We start from the raw sequence: 19,886 nt of genomic DNA, 5'->3' as shown, positions 1-19,886 counted from the left end.
AGCTGCATCTGTTTCGGTATCTGCCGACCGCAACGCGCATTACCGCTATTTGATAGCACGCCAGGCTCGTTGAGGCGCTGCCTGCGCAACCCGAGGTACCCACATGACTGACCGTATGACCGCCGCCGTGCCTGTTTCAGGCCCTGCCGGCACTGCCATTTCCCGACGCTTTCCGCTGGCCGCCTTGCTGGCGCTGGCGATGACCAGCTTTATCGCCATCCTGGCCGAAACCTTGCCCGCCGGCCTGTTGCCGCAGATTTCGCAGGGCCTCGGCATTTCCGAAGTCATGACGGGTCAGCTCGTTACGGTGTTTGCGATCGGCTCCATCCTGACCGCCATCCCCCTGACCGCCATGACCAGCGGCTGGCGCCGCCGCAAGGTGCTGTTGCTGGCCGTCGGCGGCTTCCTGGTCTTTAATACCATGACGGCGCTGGCGCCCAATTACATGGTGGCGCTGGCTTCGCGCTTCCTGGCCGGCATGGCCGCCGGGCTGGCCTGGGGCTTGATGGCCGGCTATGCGCGCCGCATGGTCAGCGTGGAACAGCAGGGCAGGGCGATGGCCATTGCCATGATCGGCACGCCGCTGGCCCTGTCGCTGGGCGTGCCGCTGGGCACCTTGATGGGCGGCGTGCTGGGCTGGCGCAGCATCTTCGGCATCATGTCCGGCCTGGCTGTGGTCCTGGTCGCCTGGATACTGGTGGCCGTGCCCGATTATCCGGGGCAAAAGAATGGTGAGCGGCTGAGCATACGCCAAGTGTTCCTGACGCCGGGCGTGCGGCCGATCCTGGCGGTGATCGTCGCCTGGATGCTGGCGCATAACATTCTGTATACCTATATCGCGCCGTTCCTGGCGCCGTCCGGCTTGCGTCCCCGCATCGACCTGGTGCTGCTCGTGTATGGCGTGGGCTCGCTGGCCGGCATCTGGCTGGTCAGCCAACTGATCGACCGCTGGCTGCGCCCGCTCGTGCTGGGCTGCCTCGCCGCGTTGGCCTGCGTGGTGGTGGCGCTGGGCCTGGCGATGGACTCGCCGGCCGTCATCTATGTCAGCATGGCCATCTGGGGCGTTACCTTTGGCGGCGCCGGCACCTTGCTGCAGACGGCGTCGGCCGACGCGGCCGGCGACGGCATGGATGTGGCGCAGGCGATGGTGGCGACCATCTGGAACGTGGCCATCGCGGGCGGCGGCCTGGCGGGCGGCGTGCTGCTGGACGGTTATGGCGCGGCCTCGTTCCCGTGGGCCATGCTGGCCTTGCTGCTGGTGGCCTTGACCATCGCCTGGCGCGCGCGGCGCTACAGTTTCAAGCCGGGCCGGCGCAGCGGCGGCCCGGTGGCGGGTCACTAATAACATTGTTATTTTGAATGACAGTGTGTTGAAATGTGAGCAGATGTGACTGGCAAGCACATTTTGTGACGATTTGTTAATTTGCGCCACAGGAATGAATGAGGCGTTAGAATCTACACAGTTTGACAAGTTTCTCAAGCGAAAGAGGTGGCAACAGCCACCCCTTTCGCGGGCTGTCAGCCATATTAACTACCTAGGAGTACCCCATGACCGTGATGAAATCCGTCCTTGTTGCCGCCGCTGCCACCGTTGCCCTGAGCGCACAAGCCCAATCCCTGCCGACCAACGGCACCCTGGTGGTCGTACCCGCGTTTGGCGAAGTCAAGCATGTCAATGACCAGGTGGTCGCTACCCTGGCCGTCGAAGAACAGGACAAGGACAAGGCAGCCGCCGCGTCGCGAGTCAACCAGAAGATGAACAAGGGCATCGCCATCGTCAAGCAGGCCGATCCTTCTGCCGCGCTGAAATCGTATGGCTATTACACCTATCCCGTGTATCCGGAAGAGCGCCCATTGCCAGCCGGCGCCGTGGCCAAGCCGCGTTTGCCGACGGCCTGGCGCGTGGGCCAGTACCTGGAAGTGACGACGGCCAATCTGGCGACCCTGCCAAAAACCGTGTCGGCGGCGCAAGGCGTGCTGACCCTGAATGGCTTGAATTTCGGCCTGAAGCCGGAAACCATCCGCCTGCTGGACGATCAGCGCATCGCCGCCACGTATAAGAACCTCAACGAACGCGTGGCCGCCATCGCCAAGGCCATGGGCCGCAACGTTGCCGACGCCGTGCTCGATACGGTGGACTTCGAAGGTTCGGGCAACTATGTCACCGAAAACCGTGCTGCCGCCGCACCGATGATGATGCGCAGCGCCAAGATGGCTGAAGACAGCACCGTCGCCGAACCGAGCTTCGAGCCGGGCGAAACGACGCTCGACATGCGTGTCGTCGGCAAGGTCAAGTTCAAGTAAGTGCATTAGCGTGGAAACAATTCCGCGTTAGACTGTTTTAAAAATCATGGGGCTGTTGGCCCCATGGTCGTTTTTGCCCCATTATTTTTCAGGAGAACACCATGACCGTCATGAAAACCATGCTGGCCGCCGCTGTCGTTACCGCCGCCGCTACCGTTGCCCTGGGCGCACAAGCCCAGGCCTTGCCCACTTCCGGCACCCTCGTGGTGGTGCCCGCGAATGGCGAAGTGGTGCATGCGAATGACCAGGTGACCGTCACCCTGGCCATCGAAGAGCAGGACAAGGACAAGGCCGCCGCCGCCTCGCGCGTGAACCAGAAGATGAACCAGGGCGCCGCCATCGTCAAGAAAGCCGATCCGCAAGCCGTGCTGAAGACCCAGGGCTACTACACGTATGCCGTGTACCCGGAAACGGCGCCGCTGCCGCCAGGCGTCGCCGCCAAGCCGCGCGTGCCGACGGGCTGGAGAGTGGGCCAATACCTGCAGGTCACGACGACCAACCTGGCCGCCTTGCCGAAAACCGTTTCCGCGGCGCAAGGCGTGCTGACCCTGAACCGCCTGAACTTCGGCCTGGCGCCCGCCACCATCCGCAAGCTCGACGACCAGCGCATCGTCGCCGCCTACAAGAACCTGAACGAACGCGTGGCCGCCATCGCCGGCGCCATGGGCCGCAATGTCAATGACGCCGTGATCGACACCATCGATTTCGAAGGCTCGGGCAATTACGCGCAGCGCGTCAACGTGGCCGGCGCGCGCAACATGAGTGCCGACACCATGGGCTATGGCGGCAACCAGGTGGCCGAACCGAGCTTCGAGCCAGGCGAAACGACCCTCAACATGGGCCTGGTGGCGAAGGTCAAGTTCAAATAAGGCTAGCTTCGGGATCAATATTGTCAGCTTGACGCCGCCACGCTTTTCTTTGGCGGTAGCTCCTCTATAATGGCAATATCGGCGGGCGCATGGCGAGACAGTCATGCGCCCGCCATCTGGCACCGATTCCCCCGCAGTACACAAGATATGGAACAACATGGCAAACTTCCCCCGTCGTAGAGGCAAGAACGGCACTCCCGCAGCATCCAAAGCGTCCCGCTTCAGCAAATTCGTGCGCCAGCCGGTGACCGATGGCACTGGCAAGAAAACCTTGCGCCGCCGCGGCATCTATCTGTTGCCGAACGCCTTCACGACGGCAGCCCTGTTTTGCGGTTTCTACGCCATCGTCATGGCCATGAACCAGAAATTCGAACACGCGGCCTGGGCCATCTTCATCGCCATGATCCTCGACGGCCTCGACGGCCGCATCGCGCGCCTGACGAATACGCAGAGCGAATTCGGCGCCCAGTACGACAGCCTGTCCGACATGGTGTCCTTCGGCGCCGCGCCCGCGCTGGTGATCTACGAATGGTCGCTGCGCGGCATGGGCAAGCTGGGCTGGCTGGCCGCCTTCGTGTATTGCGCCGGCGCGGCCTTGCGCCTGGCCCGTTTCAACACGAATATCGCCGTGGTCGACAAGCGCTTCTTCCAGGGCTTGCCCAGCCCGGCGGCGGCGGCCATGGTGGCCGGCTTCATCCTGTTGATGAACGACCTGGAATTTGCCGGCAACCAGCTGGCCTGGGTGTCGTGGGCGATCGCCCTGTTTTCCGGCCTGACCATGGTCACCAACGTGCCGTTCTACAGCTTCAAGGATGTGAATTTCCGCAAGTCCGTGCCGTTCATCGTGGTATTCCTGCTGGCATTGTTCTTTGCGCTCATCTCCATCGACCCGCCGAAAGTGCTGTTCCCGATTTTCGTCGCCTATGGCCTGTCCGGCTACGCCGTGTTCTTCTGGCGCATGGCGAAGGGCAAGCCCGTCAGCATTATCCAGACCGACCCCGAGCATTGATGCGCTGAGTCGGTAGCGTCGCCAGTCTTCAGCCAGCCAGGAGCAGCCATGAGCACCAGCAACCGACTCATCATTTTTGACACCACCTTGCGCGACGGCGAGCAATCGCCGGGCGCCTCCATGACGCGCGAGGAAAAGCTGCGCATCGCCAAGCAGCTCGAGCGCCTGAAGGTTGACGTGATCGAAGCGGGCTTCGCCGCCGCCTCGCAAGGCGACTTCGAGTCGATACGGGCGATAGCCGGCGCCGTGCGCGAATCGACCATCTGCTCGCTGTCGCGCGCCAACGACCGCGACATCGCCCGCGCCGCCGAAGCGCTGGCGCCGGCCGAGCGCAAGCGCATCCACACTTTCATTGCCACGTCGCCCCTGCACATGCAGATGAAGCTGCGCATGACGCCAGAGCAAGTGCTTACGCAAGCGCAAAACGCCGTGCGCTACGCGCGCCAGTTCACGGACGACATCGAATTCAGCCCCGAAGACGGCAGCCGCTCCGACGAGGATTTCCTGTGCCGCGTGCTGGAAGCCGTGATCGCCGAGGGCGCCACCACCATCAATTTCCCCGATACGGTGGGCTATGCCGTGCCGGAAATCTTCGGCGCCACCATCCGCCGCTTGCGCGAACGCATCCCGAACGCCGATAAAGCCATCTGGTCTGTCCATTGTCATAACGACCTGGGCCTGGCTGTGGCCAATTCGCTGGCCGGCGTCATGATAGGCGGCGCGCGGCAAATCGAATGCACGATCAATGGCCTGGGCGAGCGGGCCGGCAACACGGCGCTGGAAGAGGTGGTGATGGCGCTGCGCACGCGCGCCGCCTATTACAACTTGACGGTGGGTATCGACACGACGCAAATCGTGGCGGCATCCAAGATGGTGTCGCAGATCACGGGCTTTGCCGTGCAGCCGAACAAGGCCGTCGTCGGCGCGAACGCCTTTGCGCACGCGTCCGGCATCCACCAGGACGGCATTTTAAAGGCGCGCGAGACGTATGAAATCATGCGCGCCGAAGACGTGGGCTGGACGGCCAACAAGATCGTGCTGGGGAAATTGTCGGGCCGCAACGCCTTCAAGCAGCGGCTGCATGAGCTGGGCATCGCGCTGGAATCGGAAGCGGACATCAATGCCGCCTTCATCCGCTTCAAGGAGCTGGCAGACCGGAAATCCGAGATTTTCGACGAAGACATCATGGCCCTCGTCAGCGAGGAACAGCAGGCGCAGGAGAGTGAGCACTACCGTTTCATTTCACTGACGCAGCAGTCGACGACGGGGGCCGTGCCGCATGCGCGCGTGGAATTCCTCGTCGGCGGCAAGCAACTGAGCTGCGAAGGGCGGGGCGACGGTCCCGTCGACGCCACCGTCAACGCCATCGAAAGCGCGGCCGCCAGCGGCGCGGAGCTGGTCTTGTTCTCCGTCAATGCCATCAGCACGGGCACGCAGTCGCAGGGCGAAGTCACCATGCGATTGGCGCGCGACGGGCGCATCGTCAACGGCGTGGGCGCCGACCCGGACATCATCGTCGCGTCGGCCAAGGCGTATCTGTCGGCGCTGAACAAATTACACGCGAAGGATGAGCGTATCGATCCCCAGCCGTAAGTCGGGGGGCAGACCCGCCGGGTCTGACCCCAGAATTTGATGCTCACCGTACCAGAGTACGCTTGCGCTTCTTAGCCACCTCTCTCTTCCGCTCGCTACGGTTTTATCAGGCGTTGTTGCACAGGTAATGAATCACCAGAAAAACCGCCGCTCCTCCTTGGCAGGGTCGGGCCCGTTCATCATCATGCGCACGATGCCGTCGTGGTCGAAGTGCACGTGCATCATGGAATCCCACACGCCCGATTCCTTGTAGCGGTAGGACCAGACGTGCAGTTTCGGCAGCGACAGATACGACGTTTCCGTCGGGCGGCCCAGGGTGTGCAGCACGTCTTGCTGGGTCGATACGCCCACCTTGATGCGGGCAAAGCCCGGCGTGTCGAGCACTTGCTCGTAGGAAATGAGCTTGTCGTCGGGGCCGAAACGGGCCATGTACGTGTACTGGCCGTAGGGGCCCGTCGCGTATTCCAGTTCCGCGCCCGTGGGCAGCTGGTAGATGTTGCTTGGCCGGCCCAGGCGCGCTTCCACGGCGGCGCGCGGCTCGCCCGGCTGGGGCGGCGGGACGTTCCAGCTGGCGCAGCCGGCCAGGACGGCAAACAGCATGGGTGTTGCTAATTTGAGCAGATTTTTCATGTTTGACCTCCTGAAATGCAGGAAAACCCTATCATGCACCGAGAAAAGCGCGCACGGCAGGATACAGGCGGGCATTTTTCCGATATACTTGCGCGTCTGGTTGGCAGCATAGGCCAGTATTTTAATAATCGTAGTTCACGGTGGATAGGGTTCAGACTCTGTGCACCGCATGTGAAAGGTTTATCATGACAGTAGAAAACATCAACAAAGCCGCTATCATCGCGGACAACGCACGTGGTCAAAACGACACCGGCTCCCCTGAAGTGCAAGTTGCACTGCTGACAGCTCGCATCAACGAACTGAACGGCCACTTCAAAGCCCACTCGAAAGATCACCACTCCCGCCGCGGCCTGATCATGATGGTCAACCGTCGTAAGAGCCTGTTGTCCTACCTGAAGGCTAAAGACGCTACCCGTTATCGCGACCTGATCGCTAAACTTGGTCTGCGCAAGTAATTTTTGCCGTACAAGGTTTATACAGAAATGCCTGCGCCAGTTCGCTGACGCGGGCATTTTGTCATTTGAATTCCGGATTTATGTCGAGAAGTACAGTATTCTCTACCGATATCATGTTTTAAAAGTAAAGTAGCAAAGGTGGCAACAAGTAAAGGCAGCATTTTTACGCCGCCTGTGGTGAGGTGAACGACAGCCCCTGAAAATCTGTCGGCAATTAGAAAAGGGATACCCCATGTTTAACAAAGTTACGAAAACCTTCCAGTACGGTCAACATCAAGTGACCCTGGAAACCGGCGAAATCGCACGTCAGGCATCCGGCGCAGTGCTGGTGTCGATCGAAGATACCGTCGTTCTGGCAACGGTGGTGGCACGCAAAGATGCCAAGCCAGGCCAGGATTTCTTCCCTTTGACGGTTGATTATGTCGAGAAAACCTATGCTGCCGGTAAAATCCCGGGCGGTTTTTTCAAGCGCGAAGGCCGTCCTTCCGAAAAAGAAACACTGACATCCCGTTTGATCGACCGTCCTATCCGTCCGCTGTTCCCGGAAGGCTACCTGAATGAAGTGCAAGTCATCATTCACGTGCTGTCGGTCAACCCTGAAATCGATCCGGACATCGCCGCCATGATCGGCGCCTCGGCTGCCCTGTGCGTATCGGGCGTGCCTTTCAACGGTCCTATCGGCGCCGCGCGCGTCGGTTACGCCAATGGCCAGTACATCCTGAACCCGACCGTCCAGCAACTGAAAACGTCGGAAATGGACCTGGTGGTCGCCGGTACCGAAACGGCCGTGCTGATGGTCGAATCGGAAGCGAAACAACTGTCCGAAGAAATCATGCTGGGCGCCGTGGTCTTCGGCCACGACCAGATGAAAGTCGTCATCGACGCGATTCACGACCTGGTGCGTGACGGCGGCAAGCCGGAAGTGGAATGGGCGCCTGCGCCGAAAAACGAAGCACTGATCGCCCGCGTCGCGCATTTCGCCAACGCCAAGATCAATGACGCGTATCAAACCAAGGACAAGCAAGAGCGTACGGCCAAGCTGAAAGCGGCGACGTCGGAAGTGATCGCCGACCTGTCGGCCGAAGCGGCTGCCGCCGGCGGCGCGTCGATCGACAGCGCTGAAGTCAACAACATCCTGTTCGACATCGAAGCGAAAATCGTGCGTACGCAAATCCTGGACGGCGAGCCACGCATCGACGGCCGCGACACGCGCACCGTGCGTCCGATCTCGATCCGCACCAGCGTGCTGCCACGCACCCACGGTTCGGCCCTGTTCACGCGCGGCGAAACGCAAGCGCTGGTCGTCGCTACGCTGGGCACCGCCCGCGACAGCCAGAAGATCGATGCGCTGATGGGCGAGTTCACCGATTCGTTCATGCTGCATTACAACATGCCTCCATTCGCCACCGGCGAAACGGGCCGTGTCGGTACGCCAAAACGCCGCGAAATCGGCCACGGCCGCCTGGCCAAGCGCGCGCTGATCGCCGCCCTGCCAGCAGCTGAAGAGTTCAGCTACTCGGTGCGCCTGGTATCGGAAATCACGGAATCGAACGGTTCCTCGTCGATGGCATCGGTGTGCGGCGGCTGCCTGGCACTGATGGACGCCGGCGTGCCGATGAAAGAGCACGTGGCCGGTATCGCCATGGGCCTGATCAAGGAAGGCGGCAAGTTTGCCGTGCTGTCCGACATCCTGGGCGACGAAGATCACCTGGGCGACATGGACTTCAAGGTAGCCGGTACCCGCAACGGTATCACGGCGCTGCAGATGGACATCAAGATCATGGGCATCACCAAGGAAATCATGCAAGTGGCACTGGCGCAAGCCAAGGAAGGCCGCGAGCACATCCTGGGCGAAATGCAAAAAGCCATGCCGCACGTCAAAACCGAACTGTCGGATTTCGCACCGCGTCTGATCACCATCAAGATCAACCCGGAAAAAATCCGTGACGTGATCGGCAAGGGCGGCGCCGTGATCCGCGCGCTGACCGAAGAGACGGGCACCCAGATCGACATCAGCGACGAAGGCGTGGTCACCATCGCTTCCGTCGACGCCGCTGCCGGCCAGGAAGCCAAGCGCCGTATCGAAGAACTGACCGCTTCCGTCGAAGTGGGCAAGACCTACGAAGGCACCGTGCTGAAACTGCTGGACTTCGGCGCCATCGTGCAAGTCATGCCAGGCAAGGACGGCTTGCTGCACATCTCGCAGATCGCCAACGAGCGCGTCAACGCCGTGGCCGATTACCTGAAAGAAGGCCAGCTGGTGCGCGTCAAAGTGCTGGAAACGGACGACCGCGGCCGTTTGAAACTGTCGATGAAAGCTGCCGAAGGCAACGAAGCGCCAGCCGCTTAATGTCCTTCAGGTTCGCCTGAGTGCGGCTTCGGCCGCATGCTCAAAAACCGCCGGCGCGCAAGCCCTGGCGGTTTTTTTATGCGCCGCGTTTGCGCTTTATCGAAGGCGTGTGCCGGCTTGCCCGCCTGTCTGCACCGGCCTTGATCCAGCGCGTATCGGCCGCCGCTGCTCTCTGTAGATTCGGCATGGGATCTTCCCCTGAACGAGTCTTCCAAGGAGATGCAGCATGCGCACATACTGCGGGCTGGCCGCCGCCTTTCTGCTTGCCTTCGCGCCCGGTGTCCGGGCGCAGCTGGACAGCGCACCGACGCCGGTGCCGTTGCCCATCCCTATCGCCGCCGCGTCCGCGGCCATGCCGGCGCAAGACCTCGACGCCTTGCGCGCCGTGCATGCGCGCGAAATCAATGACCTCAGCACCTTCAGGACGGCGGGCTTGCAGCGCGAAGCCATCGATCCCTACCTGGACAGCGCGCCGGGCCAGCAATTCCTGCGCGAACTGCGCGCCGCCGATCCTGCCGCTCCGGCCGAGACGATTTACGCGCGCGCGGTCGAGCAGCTCGCCTCCGGCAGCACCTTGCCCGATGTGCAAGCCATGTCGGCCGCGCTGGTGAAGATCGTGCCGCATGGCCAGAATGTGTCGCCGTACTCGCCGTATTTCACCACCAGCGCGCAATTGCAGCTGGCTTCGGGCCAGTGCGCCAGCCTAGCCGACTGTTTCGGCTTGCCCTTGAAGAGCGAGGCGCCGCTGTATGATGTGTATCAGGTCATGCCCAAGGGTACCGTCAGCGTGTTCGTCAGCCAGGTGGCGCCGACGGAAGAGCTGGGCGGGCTGGTGCGGCGCAAGGGTGGGGCGCAGCAGTATCTGCTGCCCAACCGCAGCCTGTGGTCGGTCCCCGTGCTGATCGGCACGATCAAGAATTGAGGAGAGATGATGGATCAACCGCGCCTGCAAGCCCATGCCGCCGAACTGGAACAGTTGCTGGCGCGCCTGGCGCCCGCCGATGGGGAAGTGGCCGACCTGCGCAGCGCGCTGGAGCCGCTGCTGGCCCTGGCGGGCAGCGGCGCCTTGACGGCGCCCCTGCCGTGGGGCGATATCCCCGGCGGGCGTTATTTTACGGAAGGCGGCTTGCGCCGTTACCCCGAGCTGGAGCAGGCATTCGCCCGTTTCCGCATCGAGGCGACGGGCGGCGAATCGCCGGCCCTGCGCAAGCTGCGCGGCGAGATCTGATTAATATATGGTATCAATTGTTGTTTATGGGTAATTGACTGTCAGTATTGCTTGACGACAAAATCTTATTCCCTGACCATGGCGCATCCCTCCCGATTTTCTCTTTTTTATTGGATGCACCATGTTGTCCTCCCTTAAGGCGCGGCTGATCGCCATCGCCGTTTCCATCGTCGTGCTGGCCATGCTGGCCGTCGCCATCGCCAACTTTTTCACTACCCGCTCCAGCACCCTGGCCGCGCTCGACACGCAGATGCTGCAGTTGTCGCACAGCCATGCCGCGGCCATCGCCGAATGGCTGCGTTCCAAGCAAGCCGTCGTGGGCTCGCTCAAGCAGGGCGCCACGGCGGCCGATCCGCTGCCGGCCCTGAAGGCGGCCGAGCAGGCCGGCACCTTCGACATGGCGTATATCGGCTTTGCCGACAAGCACGCCGTCTTTTCGCAGGAGCGCAAGCGCGCCGCCGACTACGATCCCACGGCGCGGCCCTGGTACAAGCTGGCGTCCGAAGTGGGCGGCCCCATCATCACGGCGCCCTACATCGGCGCCAGCACGGGCAAGCTGGTGGTGACGTTTGCCGAGCCGCTGGGCGGCAAGGGCAGCGTGACGGGCGTGATGGCGGCCGACGTGATGATGGATGCGGTGGTGCAAAACGTCGCTTCGATCAAGCCGACGGCGTCCAGCTATGCCTTCCTCGTCGATGGCGGCGGCAAGATCATCGCCCACCCGGACGGCAAGCTGACCCTGAAGCCGCTGGCCGAGCTGGATCCGGGCCTCAGTGCGCAGGCGCTGGCCGACATCGAAAAGAGCGGTGACGGCGCCGCCATTCGCCTGGGCGAACGCAATGGCATCTTGCATGTGAGTAAGGTGCCGGGCAGCGACTGGCTGCTGGCGACCGTGCTCGACCGCGCAGAAGCGACGCAAGCCTTGAGCTCCATGCTGCGCGCCTCGGCCCTGACGGCCCTGCTGGTACTGGCCCTGGCCGCCACGGTCTTGAGCGTGCTGGTGGCGCGCGCCTTGCGCCGCCTGGGCCTGGTGCGCGACGCGATGGAAGCGATCGCCACGGGCGACGGCGACCTGACCAGCCGCCTCGACGCGGAAGGCACGGACGAGCTGGCGCAGATCGCCAAGGCGTTCAACTTGTTCGTCGAAAAGATCGCTACCGTGCTGGTGCAGATCCGCAGCATCAGCACCCTGGTGCGCAGCGAGTCGGCCGATATTGCTGCAGGCAATGCCGACCTGTCTTCGCGCACGGAAGCGCAGGCGGGCGCGCTGGAAGAAACGGCCAGTTCGATGGATGAGCTGACGTCGACCGTCAAGCAGAATGCGGAAAACGCGCATGCGGCCAATGAGCTGGCCGTGTCCGCCTCGGAAGTGGCGGCCAAGGGCGGCCGCGTGGTGCAGCAAGTAGTCGGCACCATGGCCGGCATCCAGGAAAGCTCGCGCAAGATCGTCGACATCATCGGCGTGATCGACGGCATCGCCTTCCAGACGAATATCCTGGCCCTGAACGCGGCCGTCGAGGCGGCGCGCGCTGGCGAGCAGGGCAGGGGCTTTGCCGTGGTGGCGTCCGAAGTGCGCAACCTGGCGCAACGGTCTGCCGGCGCGGCGAAGGAAATCAAGGAATTGATCGGCGATTCGGTGGAAAAAGTCGATGCGGGCGGGCGCCTCGTCGATGAGGCGGGTCAGACCATGGACCAGGTGGTGGCGTCGGTGCAGCAATTGACGACCATCATGAGCGAAATCACGGTGGCCAGCCGCGAACAGAGCGCCGGCATCGGCGAGATCAATACGGCCGTCACGCACATGGATACCATGACGCAGCAAAACGCGGCCCTCGTCGAGCAAGCCGCCGCTGCCGCGGAAAGCCTGCAGGAGCAGGCCGTGGACCTGGCGCAAGCCGTCGGCATGTTCCGCCTCGGCGATGCGGGTCCTGCCGCAGCGCCCGCGCCCGTGACGCGCCTCAAGGCGAAGCCGGCCGTTCGTGCCCCCGCGCCGCGCGCGCCAGCCCGCGCGCTGTCGCCGGCCAAGCCCGTCAAGGCGGCCAAGTCCGGCGCCGACGAGTGGGAAGAGTTTTAAGCGCGCAGCAGTAAATCGACGTTCATCCGCGTTTTTGTCAGGCCAGCCTGCCAAAAGCGCAGTTCGTCGCAATCGGCGTGTCTGCCGGGAGTGGTATGGCTATAGTGACACCATACCGCAAGCCCACTGCCAGACACCCGAGGAGATTCAAATGAACGTCGCTAAAAACATGGAAGTCATCGCCGTTGCCGCCGCCATCCTGCTCGGCGCCAGCTGCTACGCCATCGCCCCGGCCGCCCCGGCCCTGCAAGTGGCCAGTTCCACGGCCACCCTGGCCGCGCCAGCGAACAAGGCGGCCATGCAAGTGGTGGTGGTCAAGGCCAAGCGCCTGACCGCCTTGGAAAAAGCCCGTTTTGCATAATTGATTGTCAGCAATTTTTGCTGCTGCTACAGTGGCAGCCAGCGGCGATGCGCGCGAGTCCCACGAGGGCGCCGCGACACATAAAAACAAGATACCGAGGATGCACTACATGAAAAAGACACTGCAATTGGCGCTGCTGTTCCTGGCGACTCTGGGCCTGGTGCGCGGCGCGGCCGCCGAGACCCGCTTGCTGGAAATGCGCAACATCGACGCCCGCGTGGTGCGCGTCAAGCTCGATGGCGTGATGGAGGTGCGCATTCGCCAGGGCAACGTGCCTTCGCTGAGCATCACGGCCGACAAGCGCTACATCGCCGATGTCAGCACGGCGCAAAGCGGCGATACCCTGCACATCGAAACGGAAGTGCGCGGCTTCAAGATCGGCCCTTCGTCGATACGCGCCGACCTGGTCTTGCCGAATTTGCGCGAGCTGAGCTCGGAAGGCTTCGGCAGCACGGACATCACGGGTTTCAAGGGCGAGGAACTGACCCTGTCGCTGGAAGGGGCGGGAAGCATCAAGCTGGTGGGCGACTACCGCAAGCTCAATGCCAGCCTGGGCGGCGTGGGCAGCATGCAGATATGGATCGGTAACAATGAGCGGGCCGAGCTGGACTTGCAGGGCGCGGGCTCTGTCGTGCTGGGCGGACGCGGACGACTCTTGAAAGCCAGCCTGGGCGGCCTGGGCAGCCTGAATGCGCAGCAATTCGAAGCGGACGCCGTGAACTTGGAATTGAGCGGCCTCGGCAACGCCACGGTGAATGCCCATACGAATGCCAAGCTGAACTTGAGCGGGCTCGGTTCGGTGGTGGTGTACGGCAAGCCGGTCAACCGCGATGTCAGCGTCGAGGGCCTGGGCAAAGTTAGCTGGAAGTAAAAGCATCCTGCCGCAGGCCTTTTGGCAGGACAAGAATAAGTAGTCAGACCACATCCCATTCCGATGAAAAAACTGATCATTACATTACTCATGCTGTTGACGATACAGCTACCCGCGCGGGCTGGCTTCGCCGAAGGCGCCAGTGCCTACAACAACAAGAATTACGCCTTGGCCTACAAGGAAATATTGCCCCTTGCCAAGACCGGCAACGCCGATGCCCAGCATTTGCTGGGCTTGATGTATTACATGGGACGGGGCTTGCCGCAGGATTACAAGCAAGCCATGTTCTGGCACCGCAAGGCGGCCGAGCAGGGCAAGGCCGACGCCCAGTATGTGGTGGGTGCCATGTATTACACGGGCAACGCCGTGCTGCAGGATCATAGGCAAGCCGTGGGCTGGTTCCGCAAGGCGGCCGAGCAGAATCATGCCGAGGCGCAGCAGGTGCTGGGCCTGATGTACCGCTACCACATGGGTGGCGTGCAGCAGGACAACGTCATCGCCTACATGCTGTGGAACCTGGCGGCGGCGAACGGCAACGCGAATGCGGCCGACCAGCGCGCCGCCGTGGTGCGCAAGATGACGCATGAGCAAGTCGAAGAGGGGCAAGCCCTGTCGGCGAAATGGAAGCCGGGCACGCCCTTGCCGCGCCAGTCGAAAACGGGCGCCGGTTAAGACGGGGCGGTGGTCTGCAGGGGAGGGCGGCTTGGCGTACAATCGCCGTTTTCCCTTGAGAGAGTCCCGCCATGCGTGCAGTTGCCATCAGCCAGCCAGGTCCCGCCGACGTTTTGCAGATCGCGGAACGTCCCATGCCGCAATTTAAGGCGGGCGAACTGCTGATCAAGGTGCACGCGGCCGGCATCAACCGTCCCGACGTGCTGCAGCGCCTGGGCAAGTACGCGCCGCCCGCCGGCGCGTCCGACTTGCCGGGCCTGGAAGTGGCGGGCGAAGTCGTCGATGGCGACTTTGCCAATACCGCATTCAAGAAGGGCGACCTGGTCTGCGCGCTGGTGCAGGGCGGCGGCTATGCCGAATACTGCGCCGCCCCAAGCGGCCAGTGCCTGCCCTTGCCGCAAGGCTTGACGGCGCTGGAAGGCGCGTCCCTGCCGGAAAACTTCTTTACCGTCTGGAGCAATGTCTTCGACCGCTGCGCGCTGCTTGACGGCGAAACGTTACTGGTGCAGGGCGGCACGTCCGGCATCGGCGTGACGGCCATCCAGCTGGCCGCCGCCCTGGGGCATCGCGTGTTCGCCACGGCGGGCAGCGACGAGAAGGCGCGCGCCTGCGAGGCGTTGGGCGCCGAACGGGGTATCAACTACCGCACGGAAGATTTCGTCGCCGTCGTCAAGGAATTGACCGGTGGCAAAGGCGTCGACGTCATTCTCGACATGGTGGGCGGCGACTACCTGCCGCGCGAAATCGATTGCCTGGCCGACGATGGCCGCATCGGTCTGATCGCCGTGCAGGGCGGCACCAAGGCGGAACTGGACCTGGGTAGCTTGCTGCGCCGCCGCCTGACGGTGACGGGTTCCACCCTGCGTCCCCGTTCCGTCGCCTTCAAGGCGGCCATCGCCAGCCATTTGCGCGCGACCGTCTGGCCGCTGATCGAGGCGGGCAAGATCAAGCCCGTGATCTATCAAACTTTCCCGTTGGAAAAAGCCAACGAGGCGCATGCCTTGATGGAGGCGAGCACGCACGTGGGCAAGATCATGTTGCAAGTTGCCTGAAACGGGGCACTGCCTGTTTGACCGGCATCGGTGCCGGAGTTAGAATGACGGGTTATTAGAATTTAGGCTACTATGCGTCGCAAACTCGTCGTCGGAAATTGGAAAATGAACGGCAGTCGCACCTCGAACGCGGTGTTATTGTCTGAAATAGTTGCTGGCCTGGCTGCCTCTGGCGCCGCCAGCGCAGTCTGTGTGCCTGCGCCGTATCTGGCGCAGTGCCAGGCGCAATTGGCAGGCACGGCCCTTGGCTGGGGCGCGCAGGATGTGTCCGCGCACGCCAGCGGCGCCTACACGGGAGAAATCTCGGCCGCCATGCTGCAGGATTTTGGCTGCGGCTACGTGGTGATCGGGCATTCCGAGCGTCGCGCCTACCATGGCGAGAGCGATGCGCAGGTGGCGGCCAAGACGGTTGCGGCGCTGGCGGCGGGCATCACGCCCATCGTCTGCATCGGCGAAACCCTGGCGCAGCGCGAAGCGGGCCAGACCAATGCCGCGGTGGCGCAGCAACTGGGCGCCGTGCTGGCGGCGATTTCCGCCGACGACGTGGCGAAACTGGTGCTGGCCTATGAGCCAGTCTGGGCCATCGGCACGGGCAAGACCGCCACGCCGCAAATGGCGCAGGACGTGCATCAGGTATTGCGCGCCCAGCTGGTGGCAAAGAATGCGGTAGCGGCCGCCGGCGTGCAAATCCTGTACGGCGGCAGCATGAAGCCGGAGAACGCGAAAGAATTGATGGCGATGCCGGATATCGATGGCGGTCTGATCGGTGGAGCAGCATTGAAGGCGGCGGATTTCCTGGCGATTATTCACGCCGCTGATTGAATTACTTTAAACTAAGAATGGAATTGCAATGAACATGATGTTCAATCTGGTAGTGGTAGTACAGGTTATTTCGGCTTTGTCGATTATCGCGCTGGTGTTGTTGCAGCACGGTAAGGGCGCCGACATGGGTGCCGCCTTCGGTTCGGGCGCCTCGGGCAGCCTGTTCGGTGCGACGGGTTCGTCGAACTTCATGTCGAAATCGACGGGCGTTGCCGCCGCGATCTTCTTCGGCGCCACCCTGGCCCTGTCGCTGATGGCGAATCAACGCGCCACCACGGTCGGCGGCGGCGTGATGGATAAAGTCGTCAAGCCAGTGCCGGTCACCGGCGCGGGCGCGATCCCGACGACGGTGCCAGCGGCAGCTCCGGCTGCCAGCGCTCCGGCAGCGGCGGCTCCGGTTGCCAGCACCCCGGCCGGCGCGATTCCGAAGTAATTCTGTATCAGCTCGATACCTCATCGAGAGTAATTCTCATTACGGGCAGATTATTGCTCAATGTTTTAGCAGTGCGGCAGGAAAAAATCGTGGCGCGCTGGAAGATGTAAAAATTTATCGTTTTTATCTGTGTTTTGATGCATTTGTGCATTAACTTTAGCGGCAAAGCAGAGTAGAATACGGGCCTTACCGCCGACGTGGTGAAATTGGTAGACACGCTATCTTGAGGGGGTAGTGGCGAAAGCTGTACGAGTTCGAGTCTCGTCGTCGGCACCAGAAATCAGAAGCCAGCAACGGCGCACGAGCCATGGCTCGTACAAAGTTGCTGGCTTTTTTTACGAGGATGTGTCGTTCGATCCTGGTCTTAGCTTTGATTGGGGTCGTGCGTTAGATACGCTGCAAATGATCGCAGCGTCCTCATTTAACCGATCGTTCAATATAAGCTCATCAATCGTGAACCTCGAAAATTACTTCCCCGTCCTGCTGTTCATTATTATCGGCCTTGGTGTCGGTATCGCTCCCCAGCTCCTGGGGCGCCTGTTAGGCCCTAACAAGCCCGACGCAGCAAAACTCTCCCCGTACGAATGTGGCTTTGAAGCATTCGAAGACGCGCGCATGAAATTTGATGTGCGCTACTATCTGGTCGCAATCCTGTTTATTTTGTTCGATCTGGAAACGGCATTCTTTTTCCCATGGGGCGTTGCAATGCGCGACCTGGGCTGGGCCGGTTTCGTCACGATGATGGTGTTCATCGCTGAATTCGTGGTCGGATTTTGGTACATTTGGAAGAAAGGTGCCCTTGACTGGGAATAAGCCATGGCTATTGAAGGCGTATTAAGCGAAGGTTTCATCACCACCTCGGCCGACAAGCTGATCAACTGGGCGCGCACCGGGTCTATGTTCCCGATGACGTTCGGTCTGGCCTGCTGTGCGGTCGAAATGATGCATGTGGGCGCAGCCCGCTACGATATGGACCGTTTCGGCGTCGTGTTTCGTCCGTCGCCGCGTCAGTCCGACGTCATGATCGTTGCCGGCACCCTGTGCAACAAGATGGCGCCGGCCCTGCGCAAGGTCTACGACCAGATGGCAGAGCCACGCTGGGTCATCTCGATGGGTTCCTGCGCCAATGGCGGCGGGTACTACCATTACTCCTATTCCGTGGTGCGCGGTTGCGACCGCATCGTGCCCGTCGACGTGTATGTGCCTGGCTGTCCTCCGACCGCTGAAGCCTTGCTGTACGGCATCATGCAGTTGCAGAACAAGATCAAGCGTACCAGCACGATCGCACGCTAACGGGGCCGCTTCAGATTATGACAACACATTTAGAAGTATTGCAAAACGCCCTCGGCACTGCCCTGGGCGATCGCGTTAGCACGACGGTTGCGCTGGGCGAAGTCACCCTGGTCGTCAAGGCCGAGGACTACCTGGCCGTGATGCTGACCCTGCGCGACGATCCGGCCCTGCATTTCGAGCAATTGCTCGACCTGTGCGGCGTCGACTACTCGACCTATGGCGACGGTAGCTGGGATGGCCTGCGTTTCGCGGCCGTTTCGCACTTGCTGTCGGTCAAGCACAACTGGCGCGTGCGCGTGCGCGTGTTCGCGCCGGACGACGACATGCCGCTGCTGCCCTCCGTGGTCGGCATCTGGCGTGCCGTCAACTGGTACGAGCGCGAAGCATTCGACCTGCTGGGCATCCTCTTCGAAGGCCACAACGACTTGCGCCGCCTGCTGACCGACTACGGTTTCATCGGCCATCCGTTCCGCAAGGATTTCCCCGTCTCCGGCTATGTCGAGATGCGCTACGATCCGGAACAAAAGCGCGTGATTTACCAGCCCGTGACGATCGAGCCGCGGGAAAACGTGCCGCGCGTGATCCGCGAAGAACATTACGGGATGAAATAATGGCTGAGATTAAGAACTACACCCTGAACTTTGGGCCGCAGCATCCGGCCGCGCACGGTGTGCTGCGCCTGGTGCTGGAGATGGATGGCGAAGTCATCCAGCGCGCCGACCCGCATATCGGCCTGCTGCACCGCGCCACCGAAAAGCTGGCTGAACAGAAGACCTACCTGCAATCCGTGCCGTACATGGACCGTCTCGACTATGTCTCGATGATGTGCAATGAACATGCGTACGTGATGGCCATCGAAAAGATGCTGGGCCTGGAAGTGCCGCTGCGCGCGCAATACATCCGCGTCATGTTCGACGAGATGACGCGTATCCTGAACCACCTGATGTGGCTCGGCACCCACGCGCTGGACGTCGGCGCCATGGGCCCGTTCCTGTATTGCTTCCGCGACCGCGAAGACTTGTTCGACGCCTACGAGGCAGTCTCGGGCGCGCGCATGCACGCGGCCTACTACCGTCCGGGCGGCGTGTACCGCGACTTGCCGGATGCGATGCCGCAGCACAAGGCATCGATCATCCGCAACGCCAAGGCCATCGGCAAGCTGAACGAAAACCGCCAGGGTTCCCTGCTGGACTTCATCGAAGACTTCGCGCGCCGTTTCCCGAACTCCGTGGACGAGTACGAAACCTTGCTGACCGACAACCGTATCTGGAAACAGCGTACCGTCGGCATCGGCGTGGTCTCGCCGGAAGATGCGCTGGCCATGGGCTTCACGGGCGCCATGCTGCGCGGCTCGGGCGTGCAGTGGGACTTGCGCAAGAAACAGCCGTACGAAGTGTACGACTTGATGGATTTCGATATTCCTATCGGCACCAACGGCGATTGCTACGACCGCTATCTGGTCCGCGTGGAAGAGCTGCGCCAGTCGAACCGCATCATCAAGCAATGCGTGGAGTGGCTGCGCAACAATGAAGGTCCTGTCATGACCAGCAACCGCAAGGTGGCGCCTCCGGGCCGCGTCGACATGAAGACCAACATGGAATCGCTGATTCACCACTTCAAGCTGTTCACGGAAGGTTTCCACGTGCCGCCAGGCGAGGCCTACAGCGCCGTGGAACATCCGAAGGGCGAGTTCGGCGTGTACCTGGTGTCCGACGGCGCCAACAAGCCGTACCGCATGAAACTGCGCGCGCCAGACTACGCCCACTTGCAGTCGCTCGACGAGATGGCGCGTGGGCACATGCTTGCCGACGCCGTGACCATCATCGGGACGCAAGATATCGTGTTCGGCAGTATTGACCGCTAAGAGGCA

21 protein-coding genes and 1 tRNA gene are annotated in these 19,886 nt (G+C 62.0%); 21 read left to right on the top strand and 1 reads right to left on the bottom strand.

Annotated features, from left to right (window positions below):
• The first annotated feature begins 103 nt into the window (after window positions 1–103).
• The 5 genes from VPH40_RS08100 to VPH40_RS08080 all read left to right on the top strand — a co-directional run bounded on the left by VPH40_RS08100 (window position 104) and on the right by VPH40_RS08080 (window position 5,775).
• On the top strand, window positions 104–1,342 hold the full coding sequence (locus VPH40_RS08100) for an MFS transporter (protein ID WP_442906624.1): 1,239 nt from the start codon (window positions 104–106) through the stop codon (window positions 1,340–1,342).
• Between the two features lie 206 nt (window positions 1,343–1,548).
• The gene (locus tag VPH40_RS08095; protein WP_251351414.1) at window positions 1,549–2,304 is read left to right on the top strand and encodes an SIMPL domain-containing protein; all 756 of its coding nucleotides are present in this window, start codon (window positions 1,549–1,551) and stop codon (window positions 2,302–2,304) included.
• A 101-nt stretch (window positions 2,305–2,405) separates the two neighbouring features.
• Window positions 2,406–3,173 carry an SIMPL domain-containing protein gene (locus VPH40_RS08090; RefSeq protein WP_328573163.1) on the top strand — a complete coding sequence of 256 codons (768 nt, stop codon included), beginning with the start codon at window positions 2,406–2,408 and terminating at the stop codon, window positions 3,171–3,173.
• Between the two features lie 157 nt (window positions 3,174–3,330).
• Window positions 3,331–4,182 carry a CDP-diacylglycerol--serine O-phosphatidyltransferase gene (gene pssA / locus VPH40_RS08085; protein WP_077407095.1) on the top strand — a complete coding sequence of 284 codons (852 nt, stop codon included), beginning with the start codon at window positions 3,331–3,333 and terminating at the stop codon, window positions 4,180–4,182.
• Between the two features lie 48 nt (window positions 4,183–4,230).
• Window positions 4,231–5,775: a 2-isopropylmalate synthase gene (locus tag VPH40_RS08080; protein WP_328573162.1), complete on the top strand. Its 1,545-nt coding sequence runs from the start codon at window positions 4,231–4,233 to the stop codon at window positions 5,773–5,775.
• A 132-nt stretch (window positions 5,776–5,907) separates the two neighbouring features.
• Here the strand turns inward: VPH40_RS08080 and bamE are convergent, their stop codons facing one another.
• On the bottom strand, window positions 5,908–6,405 hold the full coding sequence (gene bamE, locus VPH40_RS08075; RefSeq protein ID WP_289916427.1) for an outer membrane protein assembly factor BamE domain-containing protein: 498 nt from the start codon (window positions 6,403–6,405) through the stop codon (window positions 5,908–5,910).
• A 185-nt stretch (window positions 6,406–6,590) separates the two neighbouring features.
• Between bamE and rpsO the strand changes: the two genes are divergently transcribed.
• The 16 genes from rpsO (at window position 6,591) to VPH40_RS07995 (ending at window position 19,880) form a co-directional block, all read left to right on the top strand.
• Window positions 6,591–6,860, top strand: coding sequence for a 30S ribosomal protein S15 (gene rpsO, locus VPH40_RS08070; protein WP_010399743.1), 270 nt, complete (start codon window positions 6,591–6,593; stop codon window positions 6,858–6,860).
• Window positions 6,861–7,092: 232 nt separating this feature from the next.
• Window positions 7,093–9,210 carry a polyribonucleotide nucleotidyltransferase gene (gene pnp, locus VPH40_RS08065; protein WP_010399742.1) on the top strand — a complete coding sequence of 706 codons (2,118 nt, stop codon included), beginning with the start codon at window positions 7,093–7,095 and terminating at the stop codon, window positions 9,208–9,210.
• Window positions 9,211–9,436: 226 nt separating this feature from the next.
• Entirely contained in the window at window positions 9,437–10,132 is a 696-nt protein-coding gene (locus VPH40_RS08060) for a hypothetical protein (protein ID WP_328573161.1), read from the top strand.
• A 9-nt stretch (window positions 10,133–10,141) separates the two neighbouring features.
• Window positions 10,142–10,438, top strand: coding sequence for a hypothetical protein (locus tag VPH40_RS08055; protein ID WP_289904221.1), 297 nt, complete (start codon window positions 10,142–10,144; stop codon window positions 10,436–10,438).
• Window positions 10,439–10,559: 121 nt separating this feature from the next.
• Window positions 10,560–12,512: a methyl-accepting chemotaxis protein gene (locus tag VPH40_RS08050; RefSeq protein WP_180278727.1), complete on the top strand. Its 1,953-nt coding sequence runs from the start codon at window positions 10,560–10,562 to the stop codon at window positions 12,510–12,512.
• Window positions 12,513–12,663: 151 nt separating this feature from the next.
• Window positions 12,664–12,873: a hypothetical protein gene (locus tag VPH40_RS08045; protein WP_099667156.1), complete on the top strand. Its 210-nt coding sequence runs from the start codon at window positions 12,664–12,666 to the stop codon at window positions 12,871–12,873.
• A gap of 109 nt (window positions 12,874–12,982) precedes the next feature.
• Complete coding sequence (locus VPH40_RS08040; RefSeq protein WP_099388387.1) at window positions 12,983–13,744, top strand: GIN domain-containing protein; 762 nt, start codon at window positions 12,983–12,985, stop codon at window positions 13,742–13,744.
• Between the two features lie 63 nt (window positions 13,745–13,807).
• Entirely contained in the window at window positions 13,808–14,416 is a 609-nt protein-coding gene (locus VPH40_RS08035) for a tetratricopeptide repeat protein (protein WP_305052720.1), read from the top strand.
• A 71-nt stretch (window positions 14,417–14,487) separates the two neighbouring features.
• Window positions 14,488–15,468, top strand: coding sequence for an NAD(P)H-quinone oxidoreductase (locus VPH40_RS08030; RefSeq protein ID WP_328573160.1), 981 nt, complete (start codon window positions 14,488–14,490; stop codon window positions 15,466–15,468).
• A 72-nt stretch (window positions 15,469–15,540) separates the two neighbouring features.
• Window positions 15,541–16,290 carry a triose-phosphate isomerase gene (gene tpiA, locus VPH40_RS08025; RefSeq protein ID WP_305052718.1) on the top strand — a complete coding sequence of 250 codons (750 nt, stop codon included), beginning with the start codon at window positions 15,541–15,543 and terminating at the stop codon, window positions 16,288–16,290.
• A 28-nt stretch (window positions 16,291–16,318) separates the two neighbouring features.
• Complete coding sequence (secG, locus tag VPH40_RS08020) at window positions 16,319–16,723, top strand: preprotein translocase subunit SecG (RefSeq protein ID WP_034749996.1); 405 nt, start codon at window positions 16,319–16,321, stop codon at window positions 16,721–16,723.
• A gap of 191 nt (window positions 16,724–16,914) precedes the next feature.
• Window positions 16,915–16,999 (top strand) — tRNA-Leu (locus tag VPH40_RS08015).
• 177 nt (window positions 17,000–17,176) lie between these two features.
• Window positions 17,177–17,536 (top strand): NADH-quinone oxidoreductase subunit A, encoded by a 360-nt coding sequence (locus tag VPH40_RS08010; RefSeq protein WP_010399734.1) that lies wholly within the window; start codon window positions 17,177–17,179, stop codon window positions 17,534–17,536.
• Window positions 17,537–17,539: 3 nt separating this feature from the next.
• Window positions 17,540–18,016 carry a NuoB/complex I 20 kDa subunit family protein gene (locus tag VPH40_RS08005; protein WP_010399733.1) on the top strand — a complete coding sequence of 159 codons (477 nt, stop codon included), beginning with the start codon at window positions 17,540–17,542 and terminating at the stop codon, window positions 18,014–18,016.
• Between the two features lie 17 nt (window positions 18,017–18,033).
• Complete coding sequence (locus tag VPH40_RS08000) at window positions 18,034–18,627, top strand: NADH-quinone oxidoreductase subunit C (protein WP_289898458.1); 594 nt, start codon at window positions 18,034–18,036, stop codon at window positions 18,625–18,627.
• On the top strand, window positions 18,627–19,880 hold the full coding sequence (locus tag VPH40_RS07995; RefSeq protein ID WP_034749992.1) for an NADH-quinone oxidoreductase subunit D: 1,254 nt from the start codon (window positions 18,627–18,629) through the stop codon (window positions 19,878–19,880). The genes VPH40_RS08000 and VPH40_RS07995 overlap by 1 nt, the downstream gene beginning before the upstream one ends.
• Window positions 19,881–19,886: the final 6 nt, after the last annotated feature.

It is taken from the genome of Janthinobacterium sp. P210005, assembly GCF_036231865.1.
Taxonomy (GTDB): Bacteria; Pseudomonadota; Gammaproteobacteria; order Burkholderiales; family Burkholderiaceae_D; genus Janthinobacterium; species Janthinobacterium kumbetense.
Note: the sequence above shows the minus strand (reverse complement) of the source record. Positions and strands in the feature narration are given on the sequence as shown.